14 protein-coding genes and 2 other annotated features are annotated in these 12288 nt (G+C 36.9%); of the genes, 10 read left to right on the plus strand and 4 right to left on the minus strand.

Features of this window, described 5'->3' with window-relative positions:
* Positions 1-95: 95 nt before the first annotated feature.
* Positions 96-227: a sequence feature (ribosomal protein L20 leader region), on the plus strand.
* A 131-nt stretch (positions 228-358) separates the two neighbouring features.
* The 4 genes from infC to DS031_RS01850 all read left to right on the plus strand — a co-directional run bounded on the left by infC (position 359) and on the right by DS031_RS01850 (position 1836).
* Positions 359-862, plus strand: a complete 504-nt coding sequence (infC, locus tag DS031_RS01835; protein ID WP_113804215.1) for a translation initiation factor IF-3 — start codon at positions 359-361, stop codon at positions 860-862.
* 43 nt (positions 863-905) lie between these two features.
* Positions 906-1109 (plus strand): 50S ribosomal protein L35, encoded by a 204-nt coding sequence (rpmI, locus tag DS031_RS01840; protein WP_113804216.1) that lies wholly within the window; start codon positions 906-908, stop codon positions 1107-1109.
* Between the two features lie 33 nt (positions 1110-1142).
* A complete protein-coding gene (rplT, locus tag DS031_RS01845) occupies positions 1143-1499 on the plus strand; it encodes a 50S ribosomal protein L20 (protein WP_113804217.1) in 357 nt (118 codons plus the stop codon).
* 67 nt (positions 1500-1566) lie between these two features.
* Positions 1567-1836: a DUF1294 domain-containing protein gene (locus tag DS031_RS01850; RefSeq protein WP_181832960.1), complete on the plus strand. Its 270-nt coding sequence runs from the start codon at positions 1567-1569 to the stop codon at positions 1834-1836.
* Between the two features lies 1 nt (position 1837).
* Here DS031_RS01850 and DS031_RS01855 read toward each other — a convergent pair whose 3' ends face one another.
* Together DS031_RS01855 and DS031_RS01860 are read right to left on the minus strand one after the other, a co-directional pair.
* Positions 1838-2869 (minus strand): cytochrome d ubiquinol oxidase subunit II, encoded by a 1032-nt coding sequence (locus DS031_RS01855; protein WP_113804218.1) that lies wholly within the window; start codon positions 2867-2869, stop codon positions 1838-1840.
* Positions 2866-4200 (minus strand): cytochrome ubiquinol oxidase subunit I, encoded by a 1335-nt coding sequence (locus tag DS031_RS01860; protein ID WP_142675738.1) that lies wholly within the window; start codon positions 4198-4200, stop codon positions 2866-2868. Before DS031_RS01860 ends, DS031_RS01855 begins: the two co-directional genes overlap by 4 nt.
* Positions 4201-4340: 140 nt before the next feature.
* Between DS031_RS01860 and DS031_RS01865 the strand changes: the two genes are divergently transcribed.
* Positions 4341-4913, plus strand: a complete 573-nt coding sequence (locus DS031_RS01865; RefSeq protein ID WP_181832961.1) for a TVP38/TMEM64 family protein — start codon at positions 4341-4343, stop codon at positions 4911-4913.
* A 47-nt stretch (positions 4914-4960) separates the two neighbouring features.
* Here DS031_RS01865 and DS031_RS01870 read toward each other — a convergent pair whose 3' ends face one another.
* A complete protein-coding gene (locus DS031_RS01870) occupies positions 4961-5341 on the minus strand; it encodes a sigma-w pathway protein ysdB (protein ID WP_113804221.1) in 381 nt (126 codons plus the stop codon).
* A 140-nt stretch (positions 5342-5481) separates the two neighbouring features.
* Here DS031_RS01870 and DS031_RS01875 point away from each other — a divergent pair, with 140 nt between their 5' ends.
* Positions 5482-5970, plus strand: a complete 489-nt coding sequence (locus DS031_RS01875) for a dUTP diphosphatase (RefSeq protein WP_113804222.1) — start codon at positions 5482-5484, stop codon at positions 5968-5970.
* Between the two features lie 97 nt (positions 5971-6067).
* Positions 6068-7153 (plus strand): M42 family metallopeptidase, encoded by a 1086-nt coding sequence (locus tag DS031_RS01880; protein ID WP_113804223.1) that lies wholly within the window; start codon positions 6068-6070, stop codon positions 7151-7153.
* Between the two features lie 28 nt (positions 7154-7181).
* Here DS031_RS01880 and sspI read toward each other — a convergent pair whose 3' ends face one another.
* A complete protein-coding gene (sspI, locus tag DS031_RS01885; protein WP_113804224.1) occupies positions 7182-7391 on the minus strand; it encodes a small acid-soluble spore protein SspI in 210 nt (69 codons plus the stop codon).
* Positions 7392-7544: 153 nt separating this feature from the next.
* On the opposite strand from sspI, the gene DS031_RS01890 reads away from it, so the two are divergent.
* From DS031_RS01890 to pheT, 3 genes are all read left to right on the plus strand, one after another.
* Complete coding sequence (locus tag DS031_RS01890) at positions 7545-8306, plus strand: TrmH family RNA methyltransferase (protein WP_113804225.1); 762 nt, start codon at positions 7545-7547, stop codon at positions 8304-8306.
* Positions 8307-8359: 53 nt separating this feature from the next.
* Positions 8360-8584: a binding site (T-box leader), on the plus strand.
* A 160-nt stretch (positions 8585-8744) separates the two neighbouring features.
* A complete protein-coding gene (pheS, locus tag DS031_RS01895) occupies positions 8745-9779 on the plus strand; it encodes a phenylalanine--tRNA ligase subunit alpha (protein ID WP_113804226.1) in 1035 nt (344 codons plus the stop codon).
* Between the two features lie 31 nt (positions 9780-9810).
* Entirely contained in the window at positions 9811-12234 is a 2424-nt protein-coding gene (pheT, locus tag DS031_RS01900; protein WP_113804227.1) for a phenylalanine--tRNA ligase subunit beta, read from the plus strand.
* Positions 12235-12288: the final 54 nt, after the last annotated feature.

The raw sequence follows: 12288 nt of genomic DNA on the forward strand, positions 1-12288 counted from the left end.
ACGTTATGATACATGAGTAGCAAAAAGAGCTTAAAAACATTTGACAAGCACCACTTTTAAATGATATATTAACTTAGGTAATTAAATAATCGAAACAAAGCAAGAAGAAGCACCCGCTTCTCACCTGGTTGACGCCATTGGTTGTTGACAGGTTGACGACAGGTTTATATTAAACCTTTTGAATGTATAAGTGTGGGTGTAGTTTGCGCCGACGCTTTTTTTATTGTCATTCATTGCAGTGTTTAGGCTTCCTTACTGCTTTGCTTCGAAAGGTGTTCAAAAAGAAGAATTCGTTTTCTAGTCTTTTTAGAGCAAGTTTTTTAAAAAAATTTGGAGGTGGCTTGCTATTAGTAAGGACATGATGGTCAATGAGGGTATTCGTGCCCGTGAAGTACGACTAATTGGTGCTAATGGAGATCAAATCGGTGTGAAACCACGCAATGAAGCGTTAGAAATGGCTCAAAATGCAAACCTTGATTTAGTGATGGTTGCACCAAATGCCAAACCACCGGTATGTCGTATTATGGACTACGGAAAGTACCGCTATGAGCAGCAGAAAAAAGACAAAGAAGCTCGCAAAAATCAAAAGATTATTAAGCTTAAAGAAGTACGCTTAAGTCCTACAATTGAAGCACATGATTTTAACACAAAGTTAAATAGTGCGAAAAAGTTCTTAGAAAAAGGCGATAAAGTAAAAGCGAGCATTCGTTTTAGAGGCCGTGCAATTACTCACTCTGAAATTGGTAAGACTGTATTAGAACGCTTAGCAAAAGAGTGTGAGGAGATTGCAACAGTAGAAGCGAAGCCGAAAATGGAAGGGCGCAGCATGTTCTTAATATTAGCGCCTAAAAATGATAAATAATTGCTTTTATTTTATTGTATTATGTTAAAGGAGGAAGAACCCCATGCCTAAAATGAAAACTCACAGAGGTGCTGCGAAGCGCTTTAAGAAAACAGGATCTGGCAAGTTAAAACGAAGCCGTGCTTTCACAAGTCACTTATTTGCTAACAAATCTACAAAGCAAAAGCGTAAATTACGCAAAGCTGCGATTGTATCTACAGGTGATTTCAAACGTATTCGTCAAATGTTAACATACAAGAAAAAATAATTGAACGAGAGAGTTAACTAGGAGGGAAATATAATGGCAAGAGTAAAAGGTGGCATTGTTACACGCCGTCGTCGTAATCGCGTTTTAAAATTAGCAAAAGGTTATTATGGTTCGAAACATGCGTTATTTAAAACTGCGAAACAGCAAGTAATGAAATCTTTACAATATGCATACCGTGATCGTCGTCAAAAGAAACGTGATTTCCGTAAATTATGGATTACACGTATTAATGCAGCTGCACGTTTAAACGGTCTTTCATACAGCCGTTTAATGCACGGTTTAAAAAATGCAGGTATTGATATTAACCGTAAAATGCTTGCTGACCTTGCAATTAATGATGAAAAAGGATTTGCTCAATTAGCTGAAACAGCAAAAGCAAACCTTAAATAATAAATTGCAAAGTAGAGGTTGACTCATTAAGGGTCAACCTCTTTCTATTTTGAAAGGGAGAGAAAAAATGGGCTATTTGTTAATCTATTTCTTAATATTAAATAGTTTCAGCTTTTTACTAATGCGAGCAGATAAATATAAAGCAAGAAAAAATGAGTGGCGTATTCCGGAATCTCGTTTATGGTTTGCTGCCTTTATGGGGGGAGCGTTTGGTATTTATGTTGGAATGAAATACTATCGTCATAAAACAAAGCATCATCTTTTTAAATATGGTGTTCCTTTTGTTTGTATTATGAACCTGCTTTTATATAAACTGTTGACGGACCTTGGTTTATAGATTAATCTTGTCTTAAATAATTTCGATCTTTCATAAATAAAAACCAAAAATATACAAATCCAGGCAGTAAAATCAAAGTTCCTACAATATAAGAAATAAGCAGTTCATGAAATAATGTACTGTTTGTAATGCTGTTCTCGATGGTGCGATTTGGATAGATAAGGTATGGCAAATGAGCACGTCCAAATGCAAATGTAGCAAATCCATACTGTATAACAACACTTACTACAGCAATTCGAGGATAACCGAGCAGTTCTTTGTTTCCTTTTTTCGGCCACCATAATGCACTGTAGCCAATAAGAAAGAATACAAGTGAAAAAACAAATAAACTCCATTCTTTTTGAATATTTTCAAATATCCATTGGGCCTCATACTGCATTGTAAGCGTTGTGAAAATGGCTGCCACTAATGCCATGGGTCCTAAAAAAATTGCATTTCTTCTATAAATTTGATAGGTCGCTTCTTCTCCTGCTTCTAGGGCATAATCACCGAGCAGCAGAGCGGAGAGAAAAAGTTCACTAGCGAGACCAAACGCAATATAGGCATAAACCATCGGACTCATAAGAAACTTTTCAAGAAGCAGGTAATGCCCTTCTTCCCCTCCACCAATAAATCCTCCTAACGTAATAGGAATCACACTTACTAATAGGCCTGGAATTAACAATCCAGTAATTCCTGAAACCCATCTTAACACTTTGAAATACTTTGAAGCAGCATAAGCAAACACCATAAAGGCGCTTCGAATAGCCAGTAAAATTAAAATGAAACTTGCTGGAATTAACAGCACTGTCCCGAGTGAAAATGCAGCATATGGAAAAAAACTGTACAACGTGACAACTAATAAAACAAGAAAAACATTTGTCACTTCCCAAGAAGGAGATAAATAACGATTCGCTATTTTTCCTGCTCTTGTATAGCGGTCATTTGAATAAACCATTGACCAAAAACCTGCTCCGAAATCAACTGATCCTGCAATAGAATAAATAAAAATAAAACTCCACAACAGCAGTACTGCAATGGTTGAATCACTCATTGTATCTCCCCCTTTGTTGAAAGGTCTTTAAGAAGAGGTCTCCGTTTAAAAAATGATAATAAGATAAGGATCACTGCAATTCCTAGTACGATATAAAGCGATACAAAGCCGACCATCACAAGGCCAAGTCCAGTCGCAGTTGTAGCAGCTTCATCTGTTGTTTGCATAAAGTAAATCGTCCATGGCTGACGGCCGCTGCAGCTAAAAATCCACCCTGTTTCAATACCAACCATTGCAAGCGGACCGCACAAAACAAATAACCAAAGCATCCATTTTGGAAAAGGTTTTTTCATAAAGAAGAACATGAACAGCCCAATTGCCGAAATAACAATTAGTAGAGAGCCAATTCCGACCATAAGGTTAAATAATGTATGAGTATAAGCAGGCGGCCAATATTCACGAGGAAATTCATTCAGTCCCTTTACTTCAGCATCAAAACGTCCTTCTGCAAGCCAGCTTAACATATAAGGTATTTCAATCCCGTATTTCACCTCTTCTGTTTCAGGGTCAACAAACCCGCCAATGGCAAGTGGAGCATAATCCATTGTTTCAAAAAGTCCTTCTGCAGCAGCAAGCTTTAATGGCTGATATTCATGAAGTTCTTGAGCAGCTTCATGTCCGTTTAAAGCAGTTAAAAAAGATGCTAAAAATCCGACAATCAGTGCTAATGTTAAAGCTTTTTGATGAAAAGCTTTTTCTAGTTTTGAAGCTTGATTACGGAGAAGTTTATATGCTGCAACCGCTCCGATTGCGAATGCACCTGTTGCATAAGCAGATAAGAGTACATGAGTTGCAGCTGTAAAAAAACTTGGATTGAAAACAGCTGCCCATGGATCAACATCCACAACTTGTCCATTCTCAAGGCGAAATCCAGCAGGTGTATTCATCCAAGCGCTGGCGTCTGTAATTAAGACAGCAGAAGCGCTTGCCCCAAAAGCAACTAGAATTACACTAATAAGTCGGGCGATATTTGAAAGACGATCAGCAGCGTATACATAGATAGACATGAACAAGGCTTCAAGAAAAAAAGCATAAATTTCAATTTGAAATGGCAGTGAAATCACTTGTCCAACAATTTCCATGAAGCCGGGCCAAAGAAGAGCTAACTGGACACCGACAATTGTACCTGATGGAATGGCCACGCCTAAAAGAACCGCAAAAGCTTTTGTCCATCTTGCCGCCATAATATGATAATCTTTATTTTTTGTAATAATTGAAGCAATTTCTGCAATGACGATCATAAGCGGAATCCCAACACCAAGACTTGCAAAAATAATATGAAATCCAAGAGAGGTACCGAACAATGCTCTTGCTAAAACAACTTGATCCACAGAAGTCATCCTTTCAAAAATAAGTCAACTCTTTGCTTTTATTAACTTTTCAAAAAGAGGTAGAATTTATTCATTTTGGAAAGTTTACGAAGTACTAGAGAGAAGAAGAGCGTCATAAAATGGAAAAGGGAGGGATTGTAATGGACAATACTTTCATGCTTTCTCTCGAAGTTATAAAACAAACGGGTATGTTTGCTCCTTTTTGTTTTATATTATTTCATGTTCTGCGGCAGTTCTTCTTTGTGCCTGTTGGTGTATTATGCATGATGGGAGGGGTGATGTTCGGTCCATTTTTGGGGATTTTTTATTCAGTAATTGGAATTACGATTGCTTGTATGCTGTTTTATTTAATTATTAAACGTCTGCCTACATTGTTAAAACGAATGGAAAACATGAAGAAGAAGTGGTTTGGAAAAAGAAGGCCCCTATCTTACGCTCAAATTATGATTCTTAGGTTAATTCCGTTTGTGCACTTCCACTTGCTTTCATTTTATCTAATTGATTTAACTTCTTCATTTAAAGAATATACAAAAATATCATTTTTATCGATTCTTCCCCTTGTAGTTATTTATACGGCTTTTGGGAATTGGGCTCGAAATCTTTCAATTGAATTTATCGTTTTACTATTCCTTTTTTTAGCTGGCCTATTTTACGTGATGCGTCGAAGAGAATGGGTTATAAAGTGGACGGAGTTTTTTCAAACAACTCCGTAAAATAAAAAACTAGCACCAGCTCTAATTAATGCGCTGGTGCTAGTTTTTTATTTTACTAATTCATTAATCGGATTTTTCCATTCAATTGACGCATGAGGATAAGAGGTTTTTATTTCGCGTTCAATAAAATAAAAGTCATCTTTTTCAAATCCTTGAAGGGAGTTCGGTTCTTTTGTCCATATTTTTATGGAAACTACTTCAAATGATTTTTCAGTAGTACCTAAATATTTTTCACCTTCAAATAATACTCCTTTGTATGTTAATAAAAAGTTTTTTCGAACATTATTTTTTTCATCATAAATATAAAACCTTTTCTGTTTGGCTGCTTCTTGTAGTTTTCTCTTTGGATCAAACATGTATTTAAAGGTGCTGTATATAATAGCGGTAATCGCAAGTAGAATAAAGAAACGAAATAAAAATCCAACCAATTCAATCACCCCGTTTACGTTAATAGGTTAACATGAGAAACACAAATTTATTTCTTATTTACTTTTACGATGAAAGAAATAAAAGGTTTCATACATTTTGTTATAATGAAGAAAGAAATTTGTAAAGATGAGGTGTAAACATGTCATTACAGTTAGAAAAGCTGTTTTCTATGCAGCGTAAATTAGATGGAAGAATTGCGGAAGAACATGATCTAAAAGGAGATTTAATTGCAGAAAGAACGCTTGCCCTTCAAGTGGAACTTGGTGAACTCGCGAATGAAACACGCTGTTTTAAGTTTTGGAGTTTAAAGAGCTCTTCACCTCGAGAAGTTATTCTTGAGGAATATGTAGACGGAGTGCATTTTATTTTATCGCTTGGCTTATCATATGGATATGAACAAATTAAGCCTGAAACAATTCAAAAAGAAGGTTCATTAGTTCAGCAATTTCAAACAGTATATGATACAATTTCAGCGCTTAGAAAGTATCCTACAAAAGAAACATACTTAAATTTATTTAATGAGTATCTTACGTTAGGGAACTTATTAGGATTTAATGAACGAGAAATTCAAGAAGCGTATGAAGAAAAAAATAAAGTAAATCATACAAGACAAGATACTGGCTATTAACTCTTAAAGCTTTATAATATGAAAGGGATTGGAAAAATTGTGCATTGGAAATTTTATCGTTATAATAAAGAGAAGATGAAGAAAAGGAGGAGAAAAAATGACAAAGTTAGATGAAACCCTTCAAATGCTTAAAGATTTAACAGATGCAAACGGTATTCCAGGAAATGAACGTGAGCCGAGAGAAGTAATGAAAAAGTACATAGAACCTTTTGCTGATGAAATTTTAATGGATAACTTAGGAAGTATTATTGCTAAAAAAACAGGTCACCCAGATGGTCCGAAAATTATGGTTGCCGGTCACCTCGATGAAATTGGATTTATGGTTACCCAAATTGATGAGAAAGGTTTCCTTCGCTTTCAAACAGTAGGCGGTTGGTGGGAGCAGGTTATGCTTGCACAGCGTGTTACCATTATGACTCGAAAAGGTGATATTCCGGGTGTAATTGGATCGAAGCCTCCTCATATTTTACCTGCTGAAGCACGTAAAAAGCCTGTTGATAAAAAAGATATGTTTATTGATATTGGTGCGACAAGTCGTGAAGAAGCAGAATCGTTTGGAGTACGTCCTGGTGATGCAGTTGTCCCTATTTGTGACTTTACAGTAATGAAAAATGAGAAATTATTGATGGCAAAAGCATGGGATAATCGAATTGGCTGTGCGATCGCGATTGAAGTGCTCCGCCAGTTAAAAGGTATGGAACATCCAAACATTGTGTATGGTGTTGGTACTGTGCAGGAAGAGGTAGGGCTGCGCGGTGCAAAAACAGCAACAAACTTTATTCAACCTGACATTGGATTTGCGGTTGATGTAGGGATTGCGGGAGATACACCGGGGGTAACCGAAAAAGATGCATTAGCAAAAATGGGAAAAGGTCCACAAATTATTATGTACGATGCTTCTATGGTTTCTCATAAAGGATTACGTAACTTTGTAACTGATACTGCAGATGAGGCAGAAATTCCATATCAGTTCGATGCGGTACCTGGCGGCGGTACAGATTCAGGAAGTATCCATTTAACAGCAAATGGTGTGCCGGCATTATCAATTACAATTGCAACTCGTTATATTCATACACATGCGGCCATTTTACATCGTGATGATTTTGAAAATGCTGTAAAGCTAATTGTTGAAGTTATTAAGCGTCTTGATAAAGAAAAAGTAAAAGAAATTATATTTAATTAAGACAAAAATAGACCGGCAAAATGCCGGTCTATTTTTGTAATCCTTGGGCAATGGCTGATAATACTTCCTCTTTTGTGGATGGATCAGAATTTTGCCATAATACTTCAAATAGTACTCCTAAGCCAGGCAGCATTTTTTCTTCACCACTTTGAATCGCATCTGTAATTGTATGCTGGATTTCTTGTTCGTTATTTCCCTGTACATTTGCTAAAACAGCTTGTCGTAAATTAAAGTTCATGATGATGTCTCCTATCTTGTCATAATAAAAAGCACAAATGGCTTCTTCTTCTAGTTTTGTACAAAAAACAATCTTTTATGTAGACTCCGCTTGTTCGATAGGAAAATCGTTATTATAATAGAAGACATTGAAAAGAAAAAAGAGGTGTACGTATTGAAAAGAATTGAATCTGCTAAAAATCCTCGCGTTAAACAATGGAAGAAATTATATACGAAAAAAGGAAGAGAGCAAGCAAATGCTTTTATAATTGAAGGTCCTCATTTAGTGGAAGAAGCAATTAAAAATAACGTATCAATTATAGAGGTAATTGTAGAAGAAGAATATCAAGTTCCTTCCGCTTGGACAATTGAGGCAGCGGAGTGGTACTATGTTCCAAGGAAAGTAATGGAAGGTATAAGTGATACAGAAACACCACAAGGCATTGCGGCTGTTTGCGAAATGATAAACGATTCAGAAGTAGAAGTTCAAAAAGGGAAATACTTATTAATTGATGGCGTCCAAGATCCAGGAAATGTTGGAACAATGATTCGTACGGCAGATAGTGCAGGGCTTGACGGCGTTATTTTAGGAAAAGGAACAGCAGACCTTTATAATAGTAAAGTCCTTCGCTCTACGCAGGGCTCAGTTTTTCATTTGCCAATTCTAAAAGGAGATCTTACTTCTTATATAGAGCGTTTTAAAGAAATAAATGTCCCTGTAATTGGAACTGCTTTAGAAGGTGGAGAAAGTTTTTTAAACAATCAAGGACTTAGTGAGTTTGCATTAATTGTAGGAAATGAAGGAAAAGGAATGGACAAAGCGTTATTAGAACAGTGTGATCAAGCTCTTTATATCCCGATCTATGGAAAAGCAGAATCATTAAATGTTGCCGTAGCAGCAGGTATTTTACTATACGGCATTCAAAATCAGAGATAAGGTTGCTTATAAACCTTTTTTTATCTATAATAATAGGTGCAAATTAAACATTGGAAAAGACATTGAAGGAACATAGTACATTACCAATCGCTATTTAGGGAGGAAGTGCCTAAGACTGAAAGCATTTCTATAGACGATGTAATGGAATTCACTCTGGAGTCGCCGCTTGAATACCAAAAGGTAAAGGGCGGATCGGTTAAAAACCGTTATGATTAATGAAGTGAACAATAGTTTTTCTATTGTTAATTAGGGTGGTAACGCGATCTTTCGTCCCTTTATGGGGGATGGAAGATCTTTTTTTATGGTTCGAAAAACTTAGCTTGTCGCCAAATTCTTTTAGCGAAAGCTTTAGTTTTTCTTATACTTTAATCCTTTAAAAAAGTTAAACTTTCTTAAAGTGAAAAAAGAAATGTTCTATCATAAAGGAGGAAAAACAAAATGCAGGAGCGCTTAGAAGAATTAAAACAAGAAGCGTTAAGCAAAGTAGAAGCAGCATCTACGCTGAAAGAATTACAAGATGTTAAAGTCGCTTACTTAGGTAAGAAAGGACCTATTACTGAGGTACTTCGAGGCATGGGGAAACTTTCAGCAGAAGAGCGTCCTATTGTAGGTCAATTAGCAAACGATGTTCGTGCTGCGATTACAGAAGAGCTTGAGAAAAAGCAAGAAATAGTAGAAAGAGCAGCGGTTGAAGAAAAGCTTGCAGCAGAAGCAATTGATGTGACATTACCAGGTCGTGCTGTAAACCAAGGAAATCGTCATCCGCTTACAGCAGTCATTGAAGAAATTGAAGATTTATTTTTAGGAATGGGCTATTCCATTGCCGAAGGACCTGAAGTAGAACAGGATTATTATAACTTTGAAGCGTTAAATCTTCCGAAAAATCACCCAGCGCGTGATATGCAGGATTCCTTCTACATAACAGAAGAAATTCTTCTTCGTACCCATACATCTCCTGTGCAGGCGCGTACGATGGAAGCACACGAAGGTAAGGGACCTGTAAAAGTTATTTGTCCAGGAAGAGTATATAGAAGAGATACAGATGATGCGACACATTCCCATCAATTTACCCAAATTGAAGGCCTTGTTGTTGATGAAAATATTCGAATGAGTGATTTAAAAGGAACGCTTCAAACATTTGCGAAAAAGATGTTTGGAGAAGACCGCGAAATCCGTTTGCGTCCGAGTTTCTTTCCATTTACAGAGCCATCTGTTGAAATGGATATTTCCTGCTTTAAATGCGGTGGACATGGCTGTAATGTTTGTAAAGGAACAGGATGGATTGAGATTTTAGGAGCAGGAATGGTTCATCCAAACGTACTTGAAATGTCAGGATTTGATTCTAAAAAATATACTGGTTTTGCATTTGGAATGGGACCTGAACGTATTGCAATGTTAAAGTACGGAATTGATGATATTCGTCATTTCTATCAAAATGATATTCGTTTTTTAAAACAATTTAAGCGCGTATAAAATGTTTCTTAAATAAAGGAGGAGTTTTGCTGTGCTAGTTTCATATCGCTGGTTGCAGAGTTATGTAGATATTGGAAACGTGTCAGCTGAAGAATTAGCTGAAAAAATAACACGAAGCGGAATTGAAGTCGAAACGGTTGAAAATTTAAATAAAGGCATATCTGGTGTTGTAATTGGTCATGTTTTAGAATGTGAACAGCATCCAAATGCAGATAAGTTAAACGTTTGTAAAGTAGATATCGGTGAAGGTGAACCGGTACAAATTATTTGTGGTGCGCCTAATGTTGCGAAAGGACAAAAAGTAGCTGTTGCAAAAGTAGGTGCGGTTCTTCCTGGAAACTTTAAAATAAAAAAAGCTAAACTTCGCGGTGAAGCATCTCATGGGATGATTTGTTCTTTGCAAGAACTTGGTGTGGAGCAAAAACTCGTACCAAAAGAATATGCGGAAGGCATTTTTGTATTTGCAGATGATGTAACGGTTGGAAGTGACGCGTTAGACGAATTAAATTTAAATGATCAAGTGCTTGAACTTGGTTTAACGCCAAATCGTGCAGACTGCTTAAGCATGATTGGAGTTGCCCAAGAAGTTGCAGCGATTCTAGATACAACAGTGAAAAAGCCAGAAGTTATGATAACTCCAGCTAATGAAAAAGCTTCTGACTATATTTCTGTTTCAATTGAAGCAAAAGAGGATAATCCTTATTACGGTGCAATGGTGATTAAAAATATCAAAGTAGGTCCATCACCGAGATGGCTTGTAAATTGCCTTGTTGCTGCAGGAATTCGCCCAATAAATAATATTGTTGATATTACAAATTATGTGCTGATTGAATACGGTCAACCGCTTCATGCGTTTGATTATGATCGTTTTGGATCAAAAGAAGTGCTTGTGCGCCGTGCGAAAAAAGACGAAGAAATTGTCACACTTGATGATGAAAAGCGTACATTAAGCGAAAATCATCTTGTGATTACAAATGGTACTGTCCCTATGGCAGCTGCAGGCGTAATGGGTGGGGCTGAATCTGAAGTTCAAAATGATACAACAACAGTATTGTTAGAAGCCGCTTATTTTAACGGTCAAACCATTAGGAGAGCATCAAAAGATTTAGGATTGCGCAGTGAATCAAGCGCGCGCTTTGAAAAAGGAATTGCTCGTAATCGTGTTTATGAAGCCGCGCAAAGAGCCGCTTCATTAATGGCAGAGCTTGCAGGTGGCGAGGTGCTTGAAGGAATTGTAGAAGCAGGAGAACGGGAAGCTGCACTTCAAACGGTTTCGATTACAGCACAGCGTATTAATGGAGTGCTTGGTACAGAAATCTCAGCAGAGACAATCGGAGATATTTTCCGAAGACTTGGATTTGATTATACAGTAGATAATGAAACATTTACTGTAACGATTCCATCAAGACGACCTGATATTACAATTGAAGAAGATTTAATTGAGGAAGTAGCTCGTCTTTTTGGTTATGATCATATCCCAACAACATTACCGATTGGGGAAAGTATTCCAGGATTGTTATCAGATTATCAGAAGAAGCGCCGCACAATTCGCCGCTATCTTGAAGGTGCTGGTGTTTACCAAGCGCTTACGTATTCATTAACAACGCCTGAAAAAAATCAATATTTTGATGTGAAAGGCAGTTATAAAGCAATCGCACTTTCGATGCCGATGAGTGAAGAGCGCAGTACACTTCGTACGAGTCTTGTTCCGCATTTATTAGATGTTATTAGCTATAATCACAATCGTCAGTTAGATGATCTTGCTATTTTTGAAACAGCATCTGTGTTTTTAACGCAAGAAGATACATTAACGACTCTGCCAAAAGAAGTGGAGCATCTTGCTGGAGCTTTTACAGGAGTATGGCAGTCGCAGCCATGGCAGCAGGAGAAAAAAGTAGTTGATTTCTTTGTTGTAAAAGGACTGCTTGAAGGGTTATTTGAATTACTTGGAATTAGTGATAAGATCACATACGTACAATCGAAGAAAGACAATCTTCATCCAGGGCGATCAGCTGTAGTGATGCTCAATGAAAAGGAAGTTGGTTTTATTGGTCAAGTTCACCCAATCCTTCAAAAAGAGCTTGATATTAATGAAACATATGTGTTTGAATTAGCGCTTGAAAAGCTTTTAGGTATAGAAGAAAATGAAGTACGCTATGAAAAACTGCCGCGCTTCCCATCGGTATCACGTGATATTGCTCTTGTGTTAAACGCTGAAGTGTCAGCAGGAGATGTAAAAGAAGTTCTTACTAAAGCTGGAGGAGAACTTTTAAAAGAGGTTAAATTGTTTGATGTATATGAAGGCGAGCATTTAGAATCAGGTAAGAAGTCACTTGCATTTTCACTTCGCTATTTTGATCCTGAACGCACATTAACGGAAGAAGAAGTTGTCAAAACACATAATCATGTTCTGCAGCAAGCAGAAGAAAAACTTGGTGCCGTTTTACGCGGTTAAAGTACGCTGCCAAGTTATAAATTTTAATAGTGTGTAATAAACAGAAAGCAGCTC

The organism is Bacillus taeanensis (genome assembly GCF_003318295.1).
GTDB lineage: Bacteria > Bacillota > Bacilli > Bacillales > UBA6769 > Maribacillus > Maribacillus taeanensis.